Genomic DNA, 23653 nt, shown 5'->3' on the forward strand with positions numbered 1-23653 from the left:
CGGGCCGTGCCACGATGCAGGCGTGGCATCCCGCATCGAGTTCGAACGCGACGTGTTCTCGCCGACCGGGCTGACCCTGCTCGTCGACGGGGCCGCGCAGTCGCACGTCGACGCGGCCGACCCGACGCGCCTCTTCTTCGAGTACGTGCGACGCATCGGCCACGTCGTCGACGCGATCGCCGACCCGGGGGCGCCCATCGCGGTGCTCCACCTCGGTGGCGGCGCGATGAGCCTCGCCCGGTACGTCGAGGCGACGCGACCCGATTCGACGCAGGTCGTCGTCGAGGCCGACCCGCGCGTCGTCGAGCTCGTCGCCGAGCGGATGCCGCTGCCGGGACAGGCGCGCATCGACGTGGTCGTCGCCGACGCGCGCGACGCCGTCGCACGGCTCGCCGCCGACGGCGCCCGCTTCGACCTCGTCATCGTCGACCTCTACACGAGGCTGGACGCGCCCGCCTTCGTCGACGGTCCGGAGTTCCTCGGGGCGTGCCTCGAGCGGCTCGCACCCGGTGGCGTGCTCGTCGTGAACGTCGCCGACGCCGCGGGCGGGACGCGCCTGGCCGCGCAGGCGCGGGCCGTCGCCCGGGCCGACCCCGCCGCCGCGCTGCTCGTCGCGGGCGATCCGGCGGTGCTGTCCGGCGCCGAGGAGGGGAACGCGGTGCTCGTCGCGGGCCCGTCCATGCCCGAGCGGGTCCGGGAGCGGCTCCGCGACGCCGGTCCGTTCCCGGCCGAGCTGCTCGAGGGGGCGCGCCTCGACGTCGTGCTGTGGGGCGCGTGCTGAGCGAGCGGCGGTAGCGTGGCATCCGTGCCGGAACTGGAACGACGCCTCGCCGTGAGCGGCCACGTCGCGCGCCTCGAGGAGTCGCGCACGCGCCCGGGCGCGTGGACGCTCTACGTCGACGGCACCCCGCAGTCGCACGTCGACCTCGAGGATCCCGAGTGGCTGGGGTTCGAGTACGTGCGGCGGATCGGCCACGCGATCGACCTCGTGCGCCCGGCGGGCGAGCCCATCACGGCCGTGCACCTGGGCGGCGGGGCGTTCACCCTGCCGCGGTACGTCATCGCGACGCGCCCCGGTTCGCGCCAGCAGGTCATCGAGCTCGAGTCCGACCTCGTCGACCTCGTGCGCGAGCGGCTGCCGCTGCCGCGCGGGGCGCAGCTGCGCGTGCGGCACGGCGATGCGCGCGAGGTGCTCGCGAAGCTGCCCGCGGGACTCACCGGCACGGTCGACGTCGTCGTGGTCGACATCTTCTCGGGCGCGCGCACGCCCGCGCACGTGACGAGCGCCGAGTTCCACTCGCTCATCGCCCCGCGGCTCGCCCCGGGCGGCATCGTGGTCGTGAACGTCGCCGACGGCGCCGGGCTCGCGTTCGCCCGGTCGCAGGCGGCGACCCTGGCCCACGTCCACGAGCACGTCGCGATCGCCGCCGACACCGGCATGCTGAAGGGCCGGCGCTTCGGCAACGTCGTCATGTACGCCTCGGCCGACCCGCTGCCGTTCGACGCGTTGCCCCGTCGCCTCGCGAGCGACCCGGCCCCCGCGAAGCTCGTCGAGGGCGAGGAGCTCACGCGCTTCATCGCGGGCGCGCCGGTGGTGACGGATGCCACGGCGATCCCGTCCCCGCCGCCGTCGCGCTCAGTCTTCGTCTCGAAGCGGTAGAGCGGGGCGGCCCCCAGCGGCCGCCCCGCTCGGGCGGACGAGGGGGCTCGAGTCCCCTCGTCCGCCGCAGCGGCCCGGTCGACCGACGTCCCCCGATCCGACCCCGGGCCGCGGTCTCAGCGCACGGTGCGCACGGCGCTCGGTGCCGACTCGTTCCACACCCGGTCGAGCGCGGTGACCGCGTACGAGTAGGTGCGCCCCGGCTCGGCCGCGGCGTCCGTCCACGTCTGGCGCACCCCGTCGACCGCGCGCAGGGTGGCGACGAGCGCGGTCGCGTCCTCGACGTCGACCGGACCGTCGCCCGCCACGCGGTACACCGCGAAGGAGGTCGCGCGCACGGAGCCCGGGGCGGCGTCGTTCCACGCGAGGCGCACGCCCCCGTCGGTGCGCGAGACGTTCGCGAGCACGGGCGGTCGCACGGCCGTCGCGGGCAGCCACTCCATGGCGGGCACGATCGCGGGGTGCGCGTAGTGCCGTTCGCGGACGAGGCTCATCGAGCCCTTGGGGTCGGCCGGGATGTGGTTGGCCGAGAAGTACACGTTGCCGTGCACGGGCGTGCCGGCCGCGTCGATCTCGCGATCGAAGTCGAGGTGGTTCGCGAGCTCGGCGGGGTCGGTGGAGACGCCCGAGGTGACCTTGTAGAGCGCCTCGCCGATGTACAGGTGCGTGCCGGACTCCGCCGCGAGGTCGGCCCACCAGGGCACGAGCTTCAGGTAGTCGGCGACGGCGAGCCCGAACTGCCAGTAGATCTGCGGGTTGATGTAGTCGAGCCAGCCCTCGAGCACCCATCGGCGGGTGTCGGCGTACTGGTTGTCGTACGACTGCGAGCCCGCGGTCTCCGAGCCCGCCGGGTCGGTGGCGCGGTTGCGCCAGATGCCGAAGGGGCTGATCCCGAACTTCACCCAGGGCTTGGCCTGCTTGATGCGCTCGGAGATCGTCCGCACGAACGTGTCGACGTTGTGGCGGCGCCAGTCGGCGATGTCGGTGAAGCCGCCGCCGTGGGTGGCGAAGGTCGCGGCATCCGGGATCGTCTGCCCGGCCACGGGGTACGGGTAGAAGTAGTCGTCGAAGTGCACGCCGTCGAGGTCGTAGTGCTCGACCGAGTGCAGGATGGCGCGCTGGATGTGCTCCTGCGTCTCCGGCAGGCCCGGGTCGAAGTAGAGCTTGCCGCCGTAGGCCCAGACCCATTCGGGGTGCTGCCTGGCCGGGTGCTCGGGGACGAGCTTGGCGGGGTCGGCCTGCATCGAGACGCGGTACGGGTTGTACCAGGCGTGGAACTCGAGGTTGCGCGCGTGCGCCTCGTCGATCATGAAGGCGAGCGGGTCGTAGCCGGGGTCCTGTCCCTGGACGCCCGTGAGGTACTGCGACCACGGCTCGAGCGGGCTCGGCCAGAAGGCGTCGGCGGTCGGTCGCACCTGCACGAAGACCGCGTTGAGCCGGAACTGCTCGGCGACGTCGAGCCAGCGCAGGAACTCGGCGCGCTGCTGGTCGGCGGAGAGGCCGGTTCGCGAGGGCCAGTCGATGTTCACGACCGACGAGATCCACATCGCGCGGAGCTCGCGCTTGCGCGGGGCGAAGGCGGCGCCCTCGGCGGCGTGCGCGGTCGAGGTCGGCGCGGCCATGGTGCCGATGGTGACGGTGAAGGCCGAGGCGGCCGCGCCCGCGACGGCGAGGGTGAGGAAGCCGCGCCGGTCGACGCCGACGGCGGGCTTGGCGGGTTCGGGAGTGCGGAAGGGCGTCATCGATCCTCCGGGTAGGGACGGAAATTACTTCCAGTCACTATGCCCGAGTTGACGAACAATTTCCAGACTCATCTCGCGTGGCGGAACCGCACCTCCTGGCCGGGCCGCGCCTGGGCGAGCCGATCGAGCGAGGCGGGCTCCACGATCGCGACCACCGGGTACCCGCCCGTGACCGGGCGGTCGGCGAGCAGCACCGTCGGCACGCCCGCCCCCGTCACCTGGATGCCGCCGGCGACCGTCGGCTCGCTCGGCAGCTCGTCGACGACGGCGCGCGCGAGCGGGGGCCCCTCCAGTCGGGCTCCGATCCGGTCGGCCGACGCCGACAGCCGCCACGGGGATTCGTAGAGCGCGGCGAGCGCGGCGTCCGTCACCCAGTCGGCCCGCGGCCCGGGCAGCAGGCCCAGGGTCACCGGGCCCGCCGGCGGCGGGTAGGCGGCGTCCTCGTCGAGCAGGGGCACGGATGCCGCGGGCTCGGCGCCCACGCGCAGCACGCGCCCGGCGCGCACGGGCTCGGGCCCCAGCCCGGCCAGCGTGTCGTGGCTCCGTGAGCCGAGCACGGGCGGCTCGTCGATGCCGCCCCGCACCGCGAGCAGGTACCGGAGGCCCCGCTCGGCGGTTCCCAGCTCGAGCACCTCCCCCGCGCGGACGCGATGCGCGCGGTACGGCCACGCCGGCCGGCCGCCCACGTGCATCGGCCCCCAGGCGCCCGCCACCGCGACCCACGCATCGGCGTCGAGCACCGCACGGAACCCGCCGAGCACCACCTCGAGCCCCGCCGCGTCGTCCGGGTTGCCGACGAGCCGGTTCGCGAGCGCGAGCGCGCCACGGTCGAGCGCCCCCGACCCGGCCACGCCGAGGTGCGCCAGCCCGGGCCGGCCCAGGTCCTGGACGAGCACCGACCCCGCCGCCTCGACGCGGAGCGCCGTCACGGTCCGACCGCCCGGAATCGCACGGTGCGGCCGGGTGCGAGGAGCGCCGGCGGGTCGGCGCGCGGGTCCCACAGCGTGGCATCCGTTCGCCCCACCAGGCGCCAGCCGCCCGGGCTCTCGCGGGGGTAGGCGCCCGAGAAGCCCGCGGCGAGCCCCACCGCACCCGCCGGCACGCGCGTGCGGGCCACGTCGAGGCGCGGCACGTCGAAGGGCCAGTCGTCGGCCATGAGGTACGCGAAGCCCGGAGCGAAGCCGATGAACGCGACCCGCCACTCGGTCGCCACGTGCCGATCCACGAGCGCCTCGGGCGAGAGTCCGAGGAGGTCGGCGGTGTCGGCGAGGTCGTCGCCGCGGTAGTCCACCTCGACCACCACGGCCGGTCCGTCCGAGCCGGAGGCGGCCGCGGCCCGCGCGTCGTCGGGCGACTCGGCGACGCGGCGCACCCAGTTCGCCGCGGTCTCGACGGGCAGGCTCGCGGGATCGACGACGACGAGCAGGGTGCGCGCCGCCGGCACGAGTTCCACGACTCCCTCGGGAGCCGATGCTGTGAGCGCCTCGCGCAGCGCGATCACGTCGGCCGCCGACGGCACCTCGACGAGCAGCGCCCCCGGTCCAGAGGGCAGGAGGCGCACCCGGCCGGTCATGCGAACGGACGCAGCTCGTGACCCGCGGCGTCGAGCGCGGCCCGGACGGCGCGCGCCAGGCCGACCGCCCCGGGGGTGTCGCCGTGCAGGCACAGCGAGTCGGGCTCGAGTTCGACCCGGCTCCCGTCGTGGGCCGCGACGCCGCCGGTCTCGACGAGCTCGAGCGCGCGGTCGACGGCGGCGGACGGATCGTGCACGAGCGCACCCGGATGCGTGCGCGGCACGAGCCGGCCGTCGGCGAGGTAGCCGCGATCGATGAACGCCTCGCGGGCGTAGCGGATGCCGGTCTCCCCCGCCGCGCGCTCGAGTTCGCCCGCGGGCGGCCCCAGCACCACGATCGCCGGATCGAACGCGGCGAGCGCCTCGAGGACCGCGACGGCGGCGGCCCGGTCGGCGTTGAGCCGGTGGTAGAGCGCGCCGTGCGCCTTGACATACCGCACCGCGGTGCCGGCGGTGCGCGCGACCGCCGCGAGCGCCCCGAGCTGGTAGACGACCTCGGCGGCCGCCTCCTCGGGGGTCACCGCGAGCTCGCGCCGCCCGAACCCGGCGCGGTCGCGGTAGCCGGGGTGGGCTCCGAGGGCGACGCCGTGCTCGACGGCGAGGCGGGCGCTCCGCGCCATCGTCAGCGGGTCGCCCGCGTGGAATCCGCAGGCGACGTTGGCGCTCGTGACGAGGGCGAACATCGCGTCGTCGTCGCCCATGCGCCACGCGCCGTACCCCTCGCCGAGGTCGGCGTTCAGGTCGATGGCCCGCTCCATGCTCCCATTCTGCCGTCGCGTCGCGCAGACTGGACCGGGGAGGTGGCATGCGCGCACGGGTTCTCGCGGCGGCGACGTCGGTCGTGCTGCTCGCGGGGTGCGCGCCGGGCCCCGGGTCGGGGCCGGTGGTCAATTCGCCCTCGGCGACCTCGGTCCCCTCGCCCACCGAACCGGCGCCCACCCGGCCGGCAGCGGTGGCCCCGACGGGCGCGCCCGAGGTGATCGCGGAGGGGCTCGAGGCGCCGTGGTCGGTGGTGCGCCTGCCAGACGGCGGCGTGCTCGTCAGCGAGCGCGACTCGGGCCGCATCGTCGAGGTGCTCGAGGACGGCACGCTCCGCGAGGCGGGCGTGGTCGAGGGCGTCGCGGCCGGCGGCGAGGGCGGCCTGCTCGGCCTCGCGCACCGGCCGGGCGACGCCGACGACGCCGCATCGCTGTACGCCTACTTCACGTCCGATTCCGACAACCGGGTGGTGCGGATGCCGCTCACCGGCGTCACCGGCGAACTCGGCCTCGGCCGGGCCGAACCGGTGCTCACGGGCATCCCCCGGGCAGGCAACCACAACGGCGGCCGGCTCGCGTTCGGCCCGGACGGCCTGCTGTACGTCACGACGGGCGACGCGGGCGACCGGGACTCCTCGCAGGACCTCGAGTCGCTCGGCGGCAAGATCCTCCGCATGACGCCCGAGGGCGAGCCGGCGCCCGACAACCCGTTCGACTCGCTCGTCTGGTCGTTCGGCCACCGCAACGTCCAGGGCATCGCCTGGGATGCCGCCGGCGGCATGTGGGCGGCGGAGTTCGGCCAGAACACGTGGGACGAGCTGAACCGGATCGTGCCGGGCGGGAACTACGGCTGGCCGGAGGTCGAGGGCCGCGCCGACGACGCCCGGTTCACCGACCCGGCCGTCCAATGGCCGACGGGCGAGGCCAGCCCGAGCGGCATCGCGGTCGTGGGCGACACGGTCGTGGTCGCCGCGCTCCGGGGCGCACGGCTCTGGTGGGCCTCCCCTGCGATCACGTCGCCGACCGACGTCGTCGACACGTACGCCGGCGAGTACGGACGGTTCCGCGACGTCATCGCCGGCCCCGACGGCGAGCTCTGGGCCCTCACCAACAACACCGACGGACGCGGCTCGCCGCGCGAGGGCGACGACCGGCTGCTGCGCATCCGGGTGTCCGATACGGACTGACCGCCCCCGCACGCGGCGCCGCCGAAATCGGTGGCGATCGCGGAGGTCGGCGCTATTGTCGTTCGCATGGCGGATCTCCGACGCGTTCGGGTCTGGGCAGAGGCGCTCATCGCCCTGCACCTCGACCCGTCCGTGTGGTCGTTCGAGTTCGACAACGCGAAGAAGCGCGCCGGGCTGTGCAACTACTCCGAGAAGCGCATCTCGGTCTCCCGCTACCTGGCCGCCCGATACGACGACGACGAGATCCACCAGATCCTGCTCCACGAGGTCGCCCACGCGATCGCCGGGCCGCGCGCCGGGCACGGTCCGAAGTGGGCGCGCACCGCCGCCTCCCTCGGGTACGTCGGGCGCCGCACCCACGACGGCGCGGTCGCCGATGAGCTCGCCCCGTGGGTCGGCCACTGCCCGTCCGGCCACGAGCACTACCGGTACCGGGCTCCGTCCCGGCCGCTCAGCTGCGGGCTGTGCCGACGCGGCTTCGATCGCGCCAACCTCATCGTGTGGCGCCGCCGCGAGATCACGGGTGCGATGCGGCGTGCGGCGGCGAGCGCCGCCGCCGAGTAGCCCAGGGCGTGGAGCGGATCGTCCGCCGACGCATGCGCGGCGCGGCATCCGTCACCGCCTCGGGGAGCAACGGGCCCGGCCGAACGGGTAGGTTGGTGCGGTGCCAGTCTCGACCGTCTCGATCCCCGTCGGCCAGTGGTTCACCGACGACAGCGGCCGGTGGTGGTTCGACTCCGGCTCGTTCGCCCTCGACTTCGCGTACACGGGCAGCCTGCCCGTCGCCGTCGCACCCGAGCGCCTCCACGCGCCCGACGACCTCAGCGCGTGGATGCGAGAGCGGTTCCCGATGGCCGTCGGCACCGCGCGGTCGCGCGACCTGTTCGACGCGGTCGCGCTGCGCGACGCGATCGCCCGCCTCGCCCTCGCGGCCGGGCGCGGCGAGCAGCTCCGCCCGGCCGACGTCGACGTCGTGAACCTCTACGCGGCCACGCCCGACATCCCGCCGACGCTCGACGGCGGATCGCGCCAGGCCGGTCGCTCCGTCCAGACGGTCGCCCAGGCGCTCTCGACGATCGCGCGCGACGCGGTCGACTGCTTCGGCGCGGCGAACGACGGCCGGGTCCGCGTGTGCGCGGGCGACTGCGGCATCGTCTACCTCGACACCTCGCGCGCGGCGAGCCGCCGCTGGTGCTCCATGCAGCGGTGCGGCAACCGGGCGAAGGTGCGCGCGCACCGCGCCCGGAAGTCGGGCAAGGTGCAGCTGACCGCGGCCTAGGCCGGCGCGCCCGCGCGCGCGACGCGCACGCTCGCCGACGCATCGCGAGCGGCCTCGCGTCGCAGCGACGCCGGGTCGACGCCCTCCTCGATCGCGCGGCGCCCCTCGGCCGACGCGGTCGCGAGGTGCGCCACGGCCCGGCGCAGCCCGGCGTACGCGGCGGAGGCCACGGCGGCCTCGGGCGACGTGTCGTCGATGCCGAGCTCGATGAGCGCGTCGATGACGGCGCCGGCGGCGAGCACGTCGTCGGCGGCGAACCCGCCGTCGGCCCGGCCCGCCGCGACGATCGCGAGGTACGCCCGGCGTCCCAGGCGCTCCTGCTCGGCGAGGATCCACGCGGCGGCGGCCGCCGCGTCGCGGAGGTTCGCGGCGAGCACCGCGGCGTGGTGGGGGGCCGCGTCGAGCACGGCCCGCGGCACGATCGGCGCGTCGGCCGGCGAGTCGGCTGCGGCATCCGTCGTCTGGTCGACCCAGACGACCACGTGCACGCCGTCGGCGATGCGGTGCACGGCGTCGGGGCCCTGGTCGAACCGCACCTGGTACTTCGCCTGCGCTGCGGGCGCGGCCGGGGTCGTCTCGCTCACCGCGACAGGCTACGCGACGGCGGCGCTCGTAGGGTGGGTGCATGACCTCGCATGTCGACGCCCGACCCGTCACGATCATCACCGGCGGCGGCCGCGGCATCGGCGCCGCGATCGCCGAGCGCCTGGCCGCCGAGGGCCACGACCTCGTCCTCACGTACCGCGAGCGCCGCGACGACGCCGAACGCGTGGCCGACGGATGCCGCGCCGCGGGCGCGCGCGTCGAGGTGCTGCCGCTCGACCAGGCCGACCTCGACGCGTGCGCCGAGCTCGTGCCCGAGGCCGTCCGCCGCTTCGGCCGGGTCACCGGGCTGGTCAACAACGCCGGGATCACCGGTCGCATCGGGCCGTTCCTCGACGGGTCGATCGAGGAGGCCGAGCTGGTGCTCCGCATCAACGTGCTCGCGCCGATGGCGCTGTGCCGGTCGGCGATCGCGCACATGTCGACCGAGCGCGGGGGCGCGGGCGGGTCGATCGTGAACATCTCGTCGGGCGCGGCCACGCACGGCGCACCCGACACCTACATCCCCTACGCGGCGAGCAAGGCCGCCCTGAACACGATGACGCTCGGCCTCGGCAAGGAGTTCGCCCGCTCGGGCGTGCGCGTGAACACCGTCTCGCCGGGCACGACGCGCACCGAGATCCACGCGGCGGCCGGCCGGCCGAACGCACCCGACGAGCGCGCGGGCGGCATCCCGATGGGCCGCCCGGGCGAGCCGCACGAGATCGCAGGCGCGGTCGCCTACCTGCTGTCGGATGACGCGTCGTACGTCACCGCGACCGACATCCGCATCTCGGGCGGGAAGTAGCCGCTCGCGATGGATGCCGCGGCGGCACCTCAGCGGTGCAGGGCGGCGTAGTGCGCGAGCGCCTCGGCGTCGCTCGCCCGGGCGGCCGCCCGCCGGGCGGCGTCGAGCGCCTCGACCGGATCGGACTCGCGCCGGGCGATCCCGAGCTGGCGCTCGGCCTCCGCGAGGCGCGTGCGGGCATCGGCGCCGGCGAAGGCGCGGGCGCGCTCCATGGCGGCGCGGGCGACCGCGATCTGGCTCTCGGCGATGGCGATCGCGCCCGGCAGCGCTCCGCGCGCGCCCTCGAGCCGGTCCTCGGCGCGTCGGACCGCGGCGCGGGCGACCTCGAGCCGGTCCCGTGCGGCGCGCAGCCGGTCGCGCTCGGCGAACGGGTCGCCGGCGCGGGCGTCCCGCCCGACGAGGAGCGGCGAGGCGTCGCCGATCGCGACGCCGAGGGCGGAGGCCGCATCCGCATCGGTGGCCGCGTCGCGCTCGTGGCGCGCCGCCGCGAGCTCGGCGTCCAGCGCGGACGCCTCGGCGTCCCCCGCCTCGGCGGCCGCTGCGAGGTCGGGCTCGACGCGCTCGACGGCGGCCAGCTCGGCTCCGGCGCGTTCGAGCGCGTGCCCGGCACGCGCGAGCGCCGGTGCGACGGGACGCCCCGGTTCGGTGAGGTGGGCCTCGACCTCGGCGAGCGCGGCGCCGGCCCCCGCGAGCCAGCGCTCGGCCCGCCCGGCGGCCCCCTCCGCCGCGGCGAGCGCGGCGGCGTCGAATCGGGAGCGGAGCCGCTCGAGCAGTTGGCCTGCGGCGTCGTGGCGTTCCCGGACCCGTGCCTCACGCTCGCGCAGGGCGGGGAGGTCCTGGGCGGCACCGCGCTCGGCGGCCCGGCGCTCGGCGAGCCCCTGCTGGGCTTCGGCGAGGGCGCGATGGATCGAGTCGCACAGCGAGGCGATGCGGCTGCTCCAGGACCGTCGCTCGGCCGCCGTGTGCTCCTCGGCGTCGTCGAGGCGCTGCTGCAGCAGGAACGCCTCCCGCAGCCACCCGCGTGCCCGGGCGACCGCCTCGGCGAGGTCCCGCGCGACGTCCGGGCCGAACTCCGCGTCGGCGAAGCGCACCTCCTGGTCGGCCTCGCGCACCGCCTCGTCGGCGCGCACGAGACGCGCCTTGGCGCTCGTCTCCAGCTCATGCGCGGCCCGCCGGTCGACCGACTCCCGCCGCACGCCGACCCGTCTGAGGCCCACGACCGTGCCCACCAGCACGAGTGCGGCCGCGCCGATCCCGACCAGCGAGGGGACCACCCACTCGAGTCCGCCCATGCCGCGAGTCTAGGCACTTCGGCGCCCAACGGCTCGGGCGCGAACCGGGAGCCCGCCGAGCGCCCGCCGGGAATCCGGCGCGGAGCCTTGGCTGCGGCATCCGCCCGCCCCTAGCCTCGTCGCATGCGCGTGCTGTTGAAGCTCACCCTCGATTGCGATGCGAATGCCGCGTGGCGCGCGATCCGCAGCCCCGCCGTGCTCCGCGAGGTCGTCGCCCCCTGGCTCGACTTCGAGTCGCTGGAGGGCACCGGCTTCCCCGCGACCTGGCCGGAGGGACCGCACCGGTTGCGTGCCCTCGCGTTCGGCATCGCGCCCACGGGCGAGGAGATCATCGACGTCTCGTACCCGGGCGGGCTGCCGCCGGGCGTGAAGATGCTGCGCGACGGCGGCGGCGCCGTCTCGGGCCCGCTCGCGGCGTTCCGGCACTGGGACCACCGGATGGCGATCTCGCCGCTGCCCGACGGGCGGACGCTGTACCGCGACCAGCTCCGCGCGAGCGCCGGGGCGCTGGAGCCCCTGCTCTGGTACCCGACCTGGGCGTTCTGGCAGTACCGCGGCATGCGCCTGAAGCAGTTGGCGCCGACGTGGGCGTACGACCCGCCGGGCACGGCCGACGCCGACCGCGCGGCATCCGCCGCCGAAGCCGGGAGCGCGGCATGACCGCGACGCTCGGCGCCCTCCAGCTCGCGGACTGGCGTCGGCGCGTCTTCGGCCTCTACGCGGGGGTGCGGCACCTCAACTCCCACGACCCCGCGCAGGGACACGAGCTCTGGCGCTCGGGCCGCGACGACCTGTTCGCGGGTCACCCGCAGTCGCCCCTGCTGCCCGACGACCGGGCTCGGTTCACCGGCCTCACCGTGCCGCGCTACGACCCCGACTGGCGTTTCGAGCTCGAGGTGCGCCGGCCCGACGAGCCCGTCCGGATGGTCGTCGACAGCTCGACCGACGGGTCCATCCCCTTCTCGCTCGTCGGCACGGTCCGCATCCCGTACCTCGGCACGCTCGACGTGTGGCGGATCACGGCGTACGGCGGCGGGCTGTTCCTCCCGGTGAAGGACGGTCTCGCCGGCCAGCCGGGCGGCACCTACGGCGGCGGACGCTACCTGCTCGACTCCGTGAAGGGCGCCGACCTCGGCTCGGGCGCCGACGACGACAGCCTCGTCGTCGACTTCAACTTCGCCTACAACCCCTCGTGCGCGTACGACCCGTCGTGGTCGTGCCCGCTCGCTCCGCCCGGCAACACGGTCCGCGACGAGATCCCGGTGGGCGAGCGGATGCCGCGCTGAGGGCGCGCACAGGGTCGGCCCCGCGGCATCCGCTATGGTTGACGTCGGCGTGCGCGACGAACGCGCCGCCTGCGTCGTAGACACGCTCCCGGGCCGAGAGCCCGATGACTTCATACGGCGAACGGATTCGCCGACCGGCGTCTTCGCCATTCCCCACCGCCGGGCCCATCCGCCGCGTTCCGCGGCGCGCCCGGCCGTGCCATCCCGAACGGACCACCTTTGACGGACCTCACCTTCGGCGCGCTCGGCGTGCCCGCACCCCTCGTCGCGGCCCTCGCCGCCGACGGCAAGACCACCCCCTTCCCGATCCAGGCCGACACCCTGCCCGACACCCTCGCCGGGCGCGACGTGCTCGGCCGCGGCAAGACCGGCTCGGGCAAGACCATCGCCTTCGCGCTCCCCATGGTGGCGCGCCTCGGCACGTCGCTCGCCGGCGGCAAGCGCCGCCCCGGCCGCCCCCTCGGCCTCGTGCTCGCCCCCACCCGCGAGCTGGCCACGCAGATCACCCAGACGTTCGAGCCGCTCGCGGCCGCGTACGGCCTGAAGGTCACCACGATCTTCGGCGGCATCAACCAGACCCGCCAGGTCAGCGCGCTCAAGGCGGGCGTCGACATCGTCGTGGCCACGCCCGGCCGCCTCGAGGACCTCATGAAGCAGGGCTTCCTGAGCCTCGACGCGATCGAGATCACCGTGCTCGACGAGGCCGACCACATGGCCGACCTCGGCTTCCTGCCGGTCGTCACGCGCATCCTCGACAAGACCCCCCGCGGCGGGCAGCGCCTGCTGTTCTCGGCGACGCTCGACAACGGCGTCGACAAGCTCGTGAAGCGCTACCTGCAGAACGAGGTGCTCCACTCGGTCGACGAGGCGAACTCCCCCGTCGCCGCGATGACGCACCACGTCTTCGAGATCGACGACGTCGACGCGAAGAACGAGCTCGTGAAGACGCTCGCCTCGGGCACCGGCCGCCGCATCCTGTTCATGCGCACGAAGCACCACGCGAAGAAGCTCGCGAAGAAGCTGACCGAGCAGGGCATCCCCGCCGTCGACCTGCACGGCAACCTGTCGCAGCCGCAGCGCGACCGCAACCTCGCCGCGTTCGGCGACGGCTCGGTCAAGGTGCTCGTGGCGACGGATGTCGCGGCGCGCGGCGTGCACGTCGACCACGTCGAGCTCGTCATCCACGTCGACCCGCCCATGGAGCACAAGGCGTACCTGCACCGCTCGGGCCGCACCGCGCGCGCCGGCAGCGAGGGCGACGTGGTGACCGTCTGCCTGCCCGGCCAGAAGCAGGACCTCAAGACCCTGCTGCGCAAGGCCGACATCCGCGTCACGCCGCAGCAGGTGACCGCGGACTCGCCCGCCGTCGCGAAGCTCGTGGGCGACGTCGCGCCGTACGTGAAGCCCGCACCGCGCGAGGCACGTCAGCCGCAGGGCGGCGGGCGCTCGCAGGGCGCCAACGCCCAGCGCAAGCGCGCCGCACGTGCCGGCGAGCCCCAGCCCGCGGGCCAGGGTCGCCGCAGCCGCGGCCGCGGTCGCGGCGGCCAGTCCGACGTGGCGCCCGCCGCGCCGCGTCGCGACCGGTCGGGCCGGCCCGCCGAGGCGAAGGCGCACGCGCCGGGGCAGTCGGGCGGCCAGGGCCGCGCCGCGCAGTCGTCGAGCGCCCCGCGCGCGGCATCCGCTCGCCACGGCCAGAAGGCGCCGCTGCGCGTCGGCAGCCTCGTCTCGCCGTCGCGCTCCACGCGCACGAACCGTCGCGCCCAGGGCTGAGCCCCGAGCGATCCCGAACGGCTCCGCACCTCTCGGTGCGGGGCCGTTCGGCGTCTCGGCGGCGGCTCAGATGACGAAGTCCGGCCGCAGGTTCCAGGCGGTCGACGCCTCGAGTCGGGCGAGCAGCGCGAGCGCCGTGAGTCGCGCGTGGTCGTCGCTCACCGTGCTGTAAACGTCGATCGCGAGCGGCGGCGGCTCCCCGACGCGCGGCAGCTCGACCTCGGCCCACGCGCCCTCGGCGAGCGGCACCCGCGCGTGCAGGGTTCCGGCGCCCTGGACGCGCGAGTCGGCGGCGAGCGCGATCACCGCGAGCGCGTCGATGCGCGTCGCCGGGCTGCGCAGCACGATGGTCGCGCAGTACTCCACGGGCGGGTCGGTGCGGCGACCGGGCAGCGACGGCGGGCTCATGATGGCCGCAGGCTACGCCCGTGGGCTGAGCGGATGCCGCGTCGCGGCTGCTGCTCCGGGCGCCCGCCGGTCGCCTCCGCCCGAGCGCCGCCGCCGATTTCGCCGGTGACGGGAGGCCGGGTTAGCCTGAGGCGCATGAGCACCGAGGTCGCTGCCGAAGTCGTCATCCGCCCCGTCCGAGACACCGACGTCGAGGCGTTGGGCCGCGTGCACGCGCAGTGCTGGCACGAGGACTACGACACCCTGGTCGACGCCGCCACCCTCGCGAACCTCTCCCCGCGCCGCATGGCCGAGCTGTGGAACCACTGGATGAACCAGGGCGAGGAGTTCATCCACGTCGCCGCGCTCGTCGACAGCGAGATCGTCGGATTCGCCGGTGCCGGCCCCGCGCGCGACGCCGACGCGCCGCGCGAACGCGAGCTGTTTTTCATCCACCTGCTCGACGCGCACCACGGCAAGGGCATCGGGCAGAAGCTGTTCGACGCGGCCGTGGGCGACGACGCCGTCTACCTGTGGGTGCCGTCGGCGAACGAGCACGCGGTCGCGTTCTACGAGCGCAACGGCTTCACGGCCGACGGCGCCTCGCACGACGAGCCGTTCCTCGGCGAGACGATCCACGAGATCCGGATGGTGCGCTAGGCCGACGGCCCGGCCCGGCGCTTCCCGAGGGGCCGACTACGGCAGCGCGCCCACCGACGCGAGCGCCCGCCGGAGGAGCACGCCGCGGCCACCCTCCATCTCGGCGCCGAGCGCCTCGCTCGCCGCCTCCTCGGGCGTCACCCAGGTCACCTCGAGCGCGTCCTGTCGCGGCTCGCACGTGCCGGTGACCGGCACGACGTACGCGAGCGAGACCGCGTGCTGGCGCTCGTCGGTGAACGGCGACAGTCCGGGCAGCGGGAAGTACTCGGCGACCGCCGCGGGAACCGGGCTCGCGGGCAGGAGCGGGAACGCCATGGGCCCGAGGTCCTTCTCGAGGTGGCGGAAGAGCGCGTCGCGGATGGTCTCGCCGTACATCACCCGTCCCGACACGAGCGTGCGGGTCATTTCGCCGACGGCGTTGGCGCGCAGCAGCACGCCGACCTCGATCACCTGGCCCACGCCGTCGACGCGCACGGGCACGGCCTCGACGTAGAGCAGCGGGAGGCGACCGCGCACCTCGGCGAGCTCGATGTCGCTCAGCCAGCCCGGGTTGGCGGGCGGCTGCACGACCGGCTCATCGCCGGGGTTCCAGTCCGGGTCGGGTGTGCGCACGGCCATGCCTCGATTCTGCCCCACGAGCGCCCGGCTCGCGTGGAGGGCCGCGGAGGCGCCGCGGGGGGACGCGACACGCCGCCGCCCTGGCGGGGCCGGCGGCGTGTCGCGTCCCCTCGCCGGCACGGGCGGCCGGGGTACGATGCCCCGATGCGGATCGACGACGACGCGGTGCTGTGGTCGGCATCGCCGGCCGACCGGGCCGGCCGGCCCCTCCTGGTGCTGCTGCACGGCTACAACTCGCACGAGGGCGACCTGTTCGGCCTGAGCCCCTACCTGCCGCTGCAGCCGGCCATCGCGAGCCTGCGCGCGCCGATCCCCACCGGGTACGGCCACGCGTGGTTCCCGCTGCCCGAGCAGCTCGACAACGAACTGTCGACCGAGGACGCCGAGGCGGCCACGATCGCCGTGATCGAGTGGCTCGACCGCGTGGCGCCGGACGCGGCATCCGTCGGCCTGCTCGGCTTCTCGCAGGGCGGGGCCATGGCGATCGAACTGCTCCGGCGCGCGCCCGAGCGGTTCGCGTTCGCGGTGTCCCTCGCGGGGTTCTCGCTGCCCGGCGAACGTGCGGGCGACGAGCGGATGTCGCAGCTCGCGCCGCCCGTCTTCTGGGGTCGCGGCACGGCGGACGAGGTCATCCCCGCCGAGGCGGTCCGGCACACGCAGGCGTGGCTGCCGCGGCATGCGGAGGTCGACCAGCGCGTGTACGAGGGCCTCGGCCACTCGGTCTCCGAGCGGGAACTCGCCGACGTGACGGCGTTCCTCGCGGCGCGCTACGCGGCCTGAGCCGCGGCGGGGCGTCTCAGACGCCGGCGCCGCCGCCTCCGCCGCCGGCCTCCCGGCGGGCGGCGTCGCGCTCGGCGATGCGGCGCTTCTCGGCGCGGACGCCGGCCTGGCGCGCGCGCTCCTCGACGAGCCAGGCGGGCGGCGCGGCGAGCAGATCCTTGATCTCGGCCGTGGTGAGCGGCTGGTCGATGCCGGCGCGCGCGAGACCGGAGTTCGAGACGCCGAGCTTCGCGGCCACGACGCTGCGCGGGTGCGGGCCCTCGCGGCGGAGGGTCGCGAGCCACTCGGGCGGGTCGGCCTGCAGTGCGGCGAGCTCGGCGCGGCTGACCTCGCCGGAGCGGAACTCCTCGGGCGCGGCGTCGAGCAGGATGCCGAGCTTCTTCGCCGCCGTCTCGGGCTTCATCGTCTGGGAGGGGCGCGGCTTCGACTCGTTCACGCCTCCACGGTAGTCGGCTTCGTCACCGGCCGCAGGCGCCGACTACCCTGAGAGGGCCGCGGAGCGCGGCGGAAGGGGGCTGGCGTGGCGCTGCGGCTCGACTACGTCGCGGGCGTGAGCCCGGCGAAGTGGCTGCGCGCGTGGGCCGACCGGCGACCCGACCTGCCGCTCGAGGCCGAGCGCGTCGACGAATCCGCGCAGTGCGACCGGCTCCGCGCGGGTGAGGCCGACCTCGCCTTCGTTCGGCTCCCGGTCGATGAGACCGGCCTGCATCGCATCCGGCTGTGGGAGGAGCTCCCCGTCGCGGCCCTGCCGAAGGACCATCCGCTCGCCGAGGCCGACGACCTCGAACTGGCCGACCTCGCCGACGAGCCGCGAGCACCCGAGCAGGACGACCCGGCCATGACCCTCGAGCTCGTCGCCGCGGGCACCGGCTACGCGATCCTGCCCCACAGCCTGGCGCGCCTGCACCATCGCCGCGACGTCGTCGCGATCCCGGTGACGGATGCCGCGCCGACGCGCATCGCGCTGGTGTGGCGCGTCGAACGCGACGACGCCGACATCCAGGAGTTCGTCGGGGTGGTGCGCGGCCGCACCGCCCGGAGCTCGCGCGGTGCCGACGAGCCCGACGAGACCGCCGCTCCGCCCGCGAAGCCGGCCGCGGCGTCGCGCGACCGTCGGCAGCCCGCGGGGGGCCGCCGCTCCGGCGGCCGGTCGGGCGGCACCGGCCGTGGAGGCCGTCAGCAGCGGCGAGGCGGTCGACGCCGGTGAGCCGTCCCTTCCTCTTCATCTCGGCCCGCCCCGAGGTCGAGGCCGTCGGACCCGAGTACGAGTCCGTGCGCCGCGCGACGGGCCTCGACGCGGGTCGGCTCGAGCACCACCGGATCGACGTCGAGACGCTGGGCGACGCCGTGCCGGGGCGGTTCGCGGGGGTGATCGTCGGCGGCAGCCCGTACAACGTCACCACCCCGCACGAGCACAAGCATCCGGTGCAGCGCCGCGTCGAGGCCGACCTCGCGCGCCTGGCGGAACAGGCGCTCGAGACCGACCACCCGGTGCTGTTCACGTGCTACGGCATCGGCGTGCTCACCCTCGTGCTGGGCGGCGAAGTCGGCACCACGTATGGCGAGCAGGCGGCCGCGGTCGAGATCACGTTGACCGACGAGGGTCGGGCCGATCCCCTCCTCAGCGGATTGCCCGAGCGCTTCGACGCCCTCGTCGGCCACAAGGAGGCCACGGATCGGCTGCCCTCGGACGCCGTCCACCTCGCCGGGTCGGCGAGCTGCCCCGTGCAGGTCTACCGCGTGGGGCGCAATGTCTACGCGACGCAGTTCCACCCCGAGGTGTCCACGGCCGACTTCATCGCCCGCGCCGAGGTGTACCGTCACCACGGCTACTTCCCCGCGCGTGAGCTCCGCGCCGTGAGCGAGCGGCTCGCCGCGGCATCCGTCACCGAACCGCAGCGGATGCTGCGCCGGTTCGTCGAGCTCGCCGGCGGCTGAGCCGCCCCGCTGCGGTCGACCCGGACATGCCGAAGGCCCGGCCGACCAAGGTCGACCGGGCCCCCGGAGCTGCGCCGCAGATCAGGCGGTGCGCTTGTTGCGGTTCACGATGAGGCCGTAGATCAGCAGCACGATGATCGCGCCGCCGATGGCGAGCAGCCACGTCTGGATGCTCCAGAACTCCTCGAGGCCGACGCCGAACAGCACGCTGCCGAGCCAGCCACCGAGCAGGGCGCCCACGACGCCGAGCAGCAAGGTGATGAGCCATCCGCCGCCCTGCTTTCCGGGCAGGATGAGCTTGGCGATCGCCCCGGCGATGAGGCCGAGGAGGAGGAAAGCGAGGAAACTCATTGAGCACACTCCTTCTCTTGTGTGAGCCCAACTGTCCTCCTGAGAACCTCCTGAGTGCAAGTGGTTGCGCTCGCGTGTCGCGAGGCGCTATTCAGGCGAGGTGAGCGGCAGTCCGGGCCCGTGGGTCCTGCACGTCGACCTCGACCAGTTCATCGCGGCGGTCGAGGTGCTCCGGCGCCCGGAGCTCGCCGGCCGCCCGGTCATCGTCGGCGGTCGCGGCGACCCGACCGAGCGGGCGGTCGTGTCGACCGCCTCGTACGAGGCGCGCCAGTTCGGCGTCGGGTCCGGGATGCCGCTGCGCATCGCCGCGCGCAAGGTGCCCGATGCGGTCATCCTCCCGGTCGACACCGAGGCCTACGCCGCGGCATCCGCCGAGGTCATGGCGACGCTGCGAGCGCACCCCGGCGCCACCGTGCAGGTGCTCGGCTGGGACGAGGCGTTCGTCGGCCTCGACTCCGACGACCCCGAGCGCGACGCGCGCGACCTGCAGGCCGCCGTGCTCGCGCGAACCGGCCTGCACTGCAGCGTGGGCATCGGCGACACGCTCGTGCGGGCGAAGGTCGCCACCGGGTTCGGCAAGCCCGCCGGCGTGTTCCGGCTCACGGCCGACAACTGGGCGGCCGTGATGGGCGACCGGCCGGTGATCGAGCTGTGGGGCGTCGGGAGCAAGGTGTCGCGCCGCCTCGCCGCGCACGGCATCCGGACCGTCGGCGAGCTCGCTGCGGCCGACGAGACCGTGCTCGCGGGCGAGTTCGGGCCGCGGATGGGGCCGTGGTACGGGCAGCTGGGGCGCGGCGAGGGCGCCCGGGTCGTCGACGACACGCCGTGGGTCGCGCGCGGCCACAGCCGGGAGACCACCTTCCAACGCGACCTGGAGGATCCCGCCGACGTCCAGTCGGCGCTGCGGGAACTCGCCGCGCGGGTGCTCGACGATGTGGCGGCCGAGGGCCGGCCCGTCATCGGCCTCACCCTCAAGGTGCGCTACGCCCCGTTCGTCACGAAGACGTACCAGCGCCGCATCCCCGCGAGCTCCGATCGCGATGACGTGACGGCACGGATGCTGCAACTCGCCGGGGACCGGATCGAGCCCGGTCGCGCCATCCGCTTGCTCGGCCTTCGTGCCGAGATGCCGATGCCCGATGGTGCGCGCGAGGGACACACCCCGACCCGCAGCGGGTGGTGAGCCGGGCCGCCGGCTCACGCCGCGCGCCGACGACGGATCCACTTGTCGATCTCGGCCACGACGAGCACCGTCGCACCGACGAGGAAGGCCGTCAACCAGTCCCGGAGCGACAGCGGCACGAAGCCGAGGATCTGCTGGCCGGGCACCGTCCAGACGGCGAGCGCCTGCAGCACGACGGCGCCCAGCAGCAGCGGGTTCGCCCACGGGCGCAGGGCGAACACCGACCGTCGCTCGGAGCGCGCGGTGCCGGCCTGGAAGAAGTTGAGGAACGCGAAGACCGTCATCGCGAGCGTGCGCGCGTGCTCGATCTCGTAGCCGGCGTCGAGCGCGACGTGGAAGGTCACGAGCACGCACATGCCCATCCACACCCCCGTGACGACGATCCGCGTCCACACGTCGCGCGAGAGCAGCCCCGCGTCGCGGCGGCGGGGCGCCGCTTCGAGTTCGCCGCCCTCGCCCGGCTCGAACGCGATCGCGACGTCCTGGAGTCCGTTCAGCACGAGGTTGAACCAGAGCACCTGCACGGGGAGGAACAGCAGCGGGGTGTCGGTGAACAGGTTGAGCGCGACGGCGAGGGGCGCCGCGACGGCGTTCGCCAGCAGGAAGAACGCGACCTTGCGGATCGCGCCGAAGGTCACGCGACCCTGCTCGACGGCGTCGACGATGGTGACGAAGTCGTCGTCGGTGAGGACCATGTCCGCCGATTCGCGCGCGACATCCGTGCCGGATCGGCCCATCGCGACGCCCAGCGAGGCGAGCCGCAGGGCGGGCGCGTCGTTGACGCCGTCGCCGGTCACGGCGACGATCTCGCCGTGCTGCTGCAGTGCCGACACGATGCGGAGCTTGTCCTGCGGGGTGACGCGGGCGACGATCGAGGTCTCCTGGAGCCGTGCGACGAGTTCGTGGTCGCTGATCTCCGCCATCTCCGCGCCGGTGATGGGCGGACCGGACGACTCGATCCCGACCCGCTCCCCGATCGACGCGGCGGTCTTCGGGTGGTCGCCGGTGAGCATCTTCACCGCGATGCCCGCCGACCGGCACCGGCGGATGGCGTCGGCGACACCGGGTCGCGGCGGGTCCACCATGCCGACGAGGCCGAGGAAGGTGAGGCCGCCGGGCACGCCGAGCTCGGCGGGCAGGGGCTCGTCGGGGGCGAGTTCGCGCGCGGCGCACGCGATGACGCGCAGGCCGGCCTCGGCGAGCGCGTGCTCGGCCGCCTCGACGGCACGGGGGTCGACGGATGCCGCTCCCCCGCCATCCGCGACCGCCATGGCCGTCGACCAGTCCAGGATGGTGCGAGGTGCGCCCTTCACGTAGAGCACCCGGGTCCCGTCGGGGCGCACGCGCACGGACTGCGAGCTGCGCAGCTCGGGCTCGTACGGCAGGTGCGCGGCGGGTGGCGCGGCGAACTCGGCCGCCGTGACCGCGCCGGCGTGGATGGCCGCGCGGGCGATGGCCACGTCCACGGCGTCGCCCGTGAGGGTCCCGTCGCTGGGGTCGAGGTGGGCCTCGTTGGTCAGCGCACCCGCGCGGAGCACGTCAAGCGCGTCCGACGGCAGGTCCGGCGCTTCGGCCCCGACCGTCCTGATGCCGCCCGGAGTCCACACCCGCTCGACGGTCAGCCGGTTCTCGGTGATCGTGCCAGTCTTGTCGGAGGCGATGACCGTCGTGGATCCGAGCGTCTCGACCGCGGGCAGCGACCGGACGACGGCGTGCTTGCGCGCCATCCGGGTCACGCCGATGCTCATCGCGACCGTGAGCGCGACGGGCAGCCCCTCGGGGATCGTCGCGACGGCGAGCGCGATCGAGGTGAGCAGCGCGTCGCCCGGCGTGAGGCCGACGACGAGGCCGGCGACGAGCACGAACAGGCCGACGAACCCGACGACCCAGCCGATGCGCTTCTCGAGCCGGTCGATGATGAGCTGCAGGGGCGTCTGGGTGCGGACGCTCCGCACGAGCCGGTCGATCTCGCCGAGCTGCGTGGCGGCCCCGGTCGCGATGACGAACCCGCGGGCGCGTCCCGTCGCCACGAGCGTGCCGCCGAAGGCGAGCTCGCGGTCGCCGGCCTCCGCGCCCGCCGCCTTCGACACCGCGACGGACTCGCCGGTCAGCATCGACTCGTCGACGCGCAGCCCGGTGGACTGCACGAGGCGCAGGTCGGCGGGCACCTTGTCGCCGCTCTCGAGCAGCACGACGTCGCCGGGCACGAGCGCCGAGGCATCCACCATCGACGTCACGCCCGCCCGGACCACCCGGGCGCGCGGCGCGGTGAGCGACTGCAGCGCCGCGACCTCGCGTTCGGCCTTGCTCTCCTGCCAGTACCCGATGGCGGCGTTGCCGACGAGCACCAGCAGGATCGAGACGGTGTCGATCCAGCGCTGCAGCAGCGCCGTCACCGTCGCCGACACGAGCAGCAGGAAGATCAGCGGGCTGAGGAACTGCCGCAACAGGATCCGCCACGGACTCGCGGCGCGGTGCACGCCCAGCACGTTGGGGCCGTACTGCGCCAGGCGGCGCGCCGCCTCGTCCGGCTGGAGCCCCACGCCGGGATCGGGCAGGTCGTGGAGGACATCGGGTCCGGGTCGGCGTGTCGGGGCGTCGGCCATGCCCCCAGCCGACCACGTCGTCGAGACCGGCGCGAGTGGCGAAGGTCCCCCGCCGGGTCGAGACCGGATGCCGCGGGACGTTCGCCTCGACTCGCCGCACCCCCATGCGAGAGGGTGGAAGGACGACGGTCAACCGGAGGATGAGATGCACGAGACGACAGTGGTGGGTTGGGACGCGAGCGAGACCGCCGAGCGAGCGCTGGAGTGGGCGATCGCGCGGGCCGAGATGCAGGCGGAGGGCCGACGACGGCTGCGCCTGGTCCGGGCCGTGGACGACACCGGGCTCGCGGGCGACGACGACGAGACGCGCGCCGAGTTGCAGCGGGCCGAGGTCGACGTGGCCGAACGCGCCGAGCGGATCCGGGCCGAGCATCCCGGTCTCGAGGTCGAGGCCGCAGCCGTCCGCGGCGAGCCCGGCGACGTGCTCGCCGATCGAACGGGCGACGACTCCCTCGTCGTGGTCGGCGCGGAGAACGGGCGCACCGACGAGTACTGGCACAGCTCGCGCCTCGGTCCGCGCCTGGCCGGAGCCGCCGACGGCCCGGTCGCGGTGATCCCGGTCGGCGACGTGCTCGAGCGCTCGGGCGTCATGGTCGCCGTCGACCACGGCGAGACGGCCGAGCGGCTCTGCCGGCTCGCGGCCGACTACGCCGCCAAGCGCGGCGAGACGTTGCACGCCGTCCACGTCGGCGCCCGCACGCACGACGTCGCCCAGGACACCGAGGTCCTCGACCACGCGCTCGCGCCGGCGCTCGCCGACCACCCGGATCTCGCGGTCGAGCGCCACGTCGACTCCGGCCCGACGGCGCCCGCGCTGCTCCGTCGCGCCCGCGAGCACGCGACGGTGTTCGTCGGATCCCGGCAGCTCGGCACGGTCCGGCGGATGTTCCTCGGCTCGGTGAGCCACGCCCTCGTGACCAACGCGCGCTGCACGACCATCGTCGTGCCGCCCCTGAGCGGGCTGCACTCCGAGGACGACGCGACCCGCGCCTGACCCCGAGACGACGGAAGCCCCTCCGCGAGGAGGGGCTTCCGTCATGTGGCGGTACCGGTGGGATTTGAACCCACGGTGGGCTTTCACCCACACAACTTTTCGAGAGTTGCACCTTAGGCCGCTCGGACACGGTACCGGGATCGATGATAGCCGGATCGTCCGCGCGGTCCAAAACGAGCCGGCGGGCGAGGGGGCGAGC

General features: G+C 74.9%; 26 protein-coding genes and 1 tRNA gene. 15 read left to right on the plus strand and 12 right to left on the minus strand.

Annotated elements, in window-relative coordinates; genetic code table 11:
- Positions 1–22 precede the first annotated feature (22 nt).
- Positions 23–781 carry a fused MFS/spermidine synthase gene (locus M1L56_RS06885; RefSeq protein ID WP_248598655.1) on the plus strand — a complete coding sequence of 253 codons (759 nt, stop codon included), beginning with the start codon at positions 23–25 and terminating at the stop codon, positions 779–781.
- 24 nt (positions 782–805) lie between these two features.
- Complete coding sequence (locus tag M1L56_RS06890) at positions 806–1660, plus strand: spermidine synthase (RefSeq protein ID WP_082847036.1); 855 nt, start codon at positions 806–808, stop codon at positions 1658–1660.
- Positions 1661–1776: 116 nt separating this feature from the next.
- On the opposite strand, the gene M1L56_RS06895 is transcribed toward M1L56_RS06890, so the two are convergent.
- The 4 genes from M1L56_RS06895 to M1L56_RS06910 form a co-directional block, all read right to left on the minus strand.
- Positions 1777–3402, minus strand: coding sequence for a glycoside hydrolase family 10 protein (locus M1L56_RS06895; protein ID WP_248598656.1), 1626 nt, complete (start codon positions 3400–3402; stop codon positions 1777–1779).
- Between the two features lie 68 nt (positions 3403–3470).
- Positions 3471–4331, minus strand: a complete 861-nt coding sequence (locus M1L56_RS06900) for a biotin-dependent carboxyltransferase family protein (RefSeq protein ID WP_248598657.1) — start codon at positions 4329–4331, stop codon at positions 3471–3473.
- Positions 4328–4963, minus strand: a complete 636-nt coding sequence (locus M1L56_RS06905) for an allophanate hydrolase subunit 1 (protein ID WP_308198824.1) — start codon at positions 4961–4963, stop codon at positions 4328–4330. The genes M1L56_RS06900 and M1L56_RS06905 overlap by 4 nt, the downstream gene beginning before the upstream one ends.
- A gap of 8 nt (positions 4964–4971) precedes the next feature.
- The gene (locus tag M1L56_RS06910) at positions 4972–5733 is read right to left on the minus strand and encodes a LamB/YcsF family protein (RefSeq protein WP_248598659.1); all 762 of its coding nucleotides are present in this window, start codon (positions 5731–5733) and stop codon (positions 4972–4974) included.
- Positions 5734–5780: 47 nt separating this feature from the next.
- Between M1L56_RS06910 and M1L56_RS06915 the strand changes: the two genes are divergently transcribed.
- The 3 genes from M1L56_RS06915 to M1L56_RS06925 all read left to right on the plus strand — a co-directional run bounded on the left by M1L56_RS06915 (position 5781) and on the right by M1L56_RS06925 (position 8199).
- A complete protein-coding gene (locus tag M1L56_RS06915; protein ID WP_248598660.1) occupies positions 5781–6920 on the plus strand; it encodes a sorbosone dehydrogenase family protein in 1140 nt (379 codons plus the stop codon).
- Between the two features lie 66 nt (positions 6921–6986).
- Entirely contained in the window at positions 6987–7484 is a 498-nt protein-coding gene (locus tag M1L56_RS06920; protein ID WP_067947011.1) for a SprT-like domain-containing protein, read from the plus strand.
- Positions 7485–7584: 100 nt separating this feature from the next.
- A complete protein-coding gene (locus M1L56_RS06925) occupies positions 7585–8199 on the plus strand; it encodes a CGNR zinc finger domain-containing protein (protein ID WP_067947009.1) in 615 nt (204 codons plus the stop codon).
- Here M1L56_RS06925 and M1L56_RS06930 read toward each other — a convergent pair.
- Positions 8196–8783, minus strand: coding sequence for a 2-phosphosulfolactate phosphatase (locus M1L56_RS06930; protein WP_248598661.1), 588 nt, complete (start codon positions 8781–8783; stop codon positions 8196–8198). The two genes, M1L56_RS06925 and M1L56_RS06930, sit on opposite strands and share 4 nt — an antisense overlap.
- Positions 8784–8824: 41 nt before the next feature.
- Between M1L56_RS06930 and M1L56_RS06935 the strand changes: the two genes are divergently transcribed.
- Positions 8825–9589: an SDR family NAD(P)-dependent oxidoreductase gene (locus tag M1L56_RS06935; RefSeq protein WP_067947005.1), complete on the plus strand. Its 765-nt coding sequence runs from the start codon at positions 8825–8827 to the stop codon at positions 9587–9589.
- A 29-nt stretch (positions 9590–9618) separates the two neighbouring features.
- Here M1L56_RS06935 and M1L56_RS06940 read toward each other — a convergent pair whose 3' ends face one another.
- Complete coding sequence (locus M1L56_RS06940) at positions 9619–10881, minus strand: hypothetical protein (RefSeq protein WP_248598662.1); 1263 nt, start codon at positions 10879–10881, stop codon at positions 9619–9621.
- A 123-nt stretch (positions 10882–11004) separates the two neighbouring features.
- Here M1L56_RS06940 and M1L56_RS06945 point away from each other — a divergent pair, with 123 nt between their 5' ends.
- From M1L56_RS06945 to M1L56_RS06955, 3 genes are all read left to right on the plus strand, one after another.
- Positions 11005–11541: a hypothetical protein gene (locus tag M1L56_RS06945; protein WP_248598663.1), complete on the plus strand. Its 537-nt coding sequence runs from the start codon at positions 11005–11007 to the stop codon at positions 11539–11541.
- Complete coding sequence (locus tag M1L56_RS06950; RefSeq protein ID WP_248598664.1) at positions 11538–12167, plus strand: DUF1684 domain-containing protein; 630 nt, start codon at positions 11538–11540, stop codon at positions 12165–12167. The genes M1L56_RS06945 and M1L56_RS06950 overlap by 4 nt, the downstream gene beginning before the upstream one ends.
- A 219-nt stretch (positions 12168–12386) precedes the next feature.
- Complete coding sequence (locus tag M1L56_RS06955) at positions 12387–13937, plus strand: DEAD/DEAH box helicase (protein WP_248598665.1); 1551 nt, start codon at positions 12387–12389, stop codon at positions 13935–13937.
- Positions 13938–14003: 66 nt separating this feature from the next.
- Here M1L56_RS06955 and M1L56_RS06960 read toward each other — a convergent pair whose 3' ends face one another.
- Positions 14004–14345: a hypothetical protein gene (locus tag M1L56_RS06960; protein WP_248598666.1), complete on the minus strand. Its 342-nt coding sequence runs from the start codon at positions 14343–14345 to the stop codon at positions 14004–14006.
- A gap of 135 nt (positions 14346–14480) precedes the next feature.
- On the opposite strand from M1L56_RS06960, the gene M1L56_RS06965 reads away from it, so the two are divergent.
- A complete protein-coding gene (locus tag M1L56_RS06965) occupies positions 14481–14984 on the plus strand; it encodes a GNAT family N-acetyltransferase (protein WP_067946541.1) in 504 nt (167 codons plus the stop codon).
- A 36-nt stretch (positions 14985–15020) separates the two neighbouring features.
- On the opposite strand, the gene M1L56_RS06970 is transcribed toward M1L56_RS06965, so the two are convergent.
- A complete protein-coding gene (locus M1L56_RS06970; protein ID WP_067946543.1) occupies positions 15021–15602 on the minus strand; it encodes an NUDIX hydrolase family protein in 582 nt (193 codons plus the stop codon).
- Between the two features lie 144 nt (positions 15603–15746).
- Between M1L56_RS06970 and M1L56_RS06975 the strand changes: the two genes are divergently transcribed.
- Positions 15747–16382: an alpha/beta hydrolase gene (locus tag M1L56_RS06975; RefSeq protein WP_248598667.1), complete on the plus strand. Its 636-nt coding sequence runs from the start codon at positions 15747–15749 to the stop codon at positions 16380–16382.
- A 16-nt stretch (positions 16383–16398) separates the two neighbouring features.
- Here the strand turns inward: M1L56_RS06975 and M1L56_RS06980 are convergent, their stop codons facing one another.
- Positions 16399–16785, minus strand: a complete 387-nt coding sequence (locus M1L56_RS06980) for a DUF5997 family protein (RefSeq protein ID WP_067946607.1) — start codon at positions 16783–16785, stop codon at positions 16399–16401.
- A 117-nt stretch (positions 16786–16902) separates the two neighbouring features.
- Between M1L56_RS06980 and M1L56_RS06985 the strand changes: the two genes are divergently transcribed.
- Together M1L56_RS06985 and M1L56_RS06990 are read left to right on the plus strand one after the other, a co-directional pair.
- Entirely contained in the window at positions 16903–17589 is a 687-nt protein-coding gene (locus M1L56_RS06985) for a LysR family substrate-binding domain-containing protein (protein ID WP_248598668.1), read from the plus strand.
- Positions 17586–18320: a glutamine amidotransferase gene (locus M1L56_RS06990; protein WP_248598669.1), complete on the plus strand. Its 735-nt coding sequence runs from the start codon at positions 17586–17588 to the stop codon at positions 18318–18320. The genes M1L56_RS06985 and M1L56_RS06990 overlap by 4 nt, the downstream gene beginning before the upstream one ends.
- Positions 18321–18401: 81 nt before the next feature.
- On the opposite strand, the gene M1L56_RS06995 is transcribed toward M1L56_RS06990, so the two are convergent.
- Positions 18402–18671: a GlsB/YeaQ/YmgE family stress response membrane protein gene (locus M1L56_RS06995; RefSeq protein WP_248598670.1), complete on the minus strand. Its 270-nt coding sequence runs from the start codon at positions 18669–18671 to the stop codon at positions 18402–18404.
- A 100-nt stretch (positions 18672–18771) separates the two neighbouring features.
- On the opposite strand from M1L56_RS06995, the gene M1L56_RS07000 reads away from it, so the two are divergent.
- Positions 18772–19854 carry a DNA polymerase IV gene (locus tag M1L56_RS07000; protein WP_248598671.1) on the plus strand — a complete coding sequence of 361 codons (1083 nt, stop codon included), beginning with the start codon at positions 18772–18774 and terminating at the stop codon, positions 19852–19854.
- 14 nt (positions 19855–19868) lie between these two features.
- Here the strand turns inward: M1L56_RS07000 and M1L56_RS07005 are convergent, their stop codons facing one another.
- Positions 19869–22460, minus strand: a complete 2592-nt coding sequence (locus tag M1L56_RS07005) for an HAD-IC family P-type ATPase (protein WP_248598672.1) — start codon at positions 22458–22460, stop codon at positions 19869–19871.
- 145 nt (positions 22461–22605) lie between these two features.
- On the opposite strand from M1L56_RS07005, the gene M1L56_RS07010 reads away from it, so the two are divergent.
- Positions 22606–23454: a universal stress protein gene (locus M1L56_RS07010; protein WP_248598673.1), complete on the plus strand. Its 849-nt coding sequence runs from the start codon at positions 22606–22608 to the stop codon at positions 23452–23454.
- A gap of 46 nt (positions 23455–23500) precedes the next feature.
- Here M1L56_RS07010 and M1L56_RS07015 read toward each other — a convergent pair.
- Positions 23501–23590: transfer RNA gene (locus M1L56_RS07015), tRNA-Ser, on the minus strand.
- Between the last annotated feature and the right edge of the window lie 63 nt (positions 23591–23653).

The organism is Agromyces sp. C10, assembly GCF_023217995.1.
Classification (GTDB): domain Bacteria; phylum Actinomycetota; class Actinomycetes; order Actinomycetales; family Microbacteriaceae; genus Agromyces; species Agromyces indicus.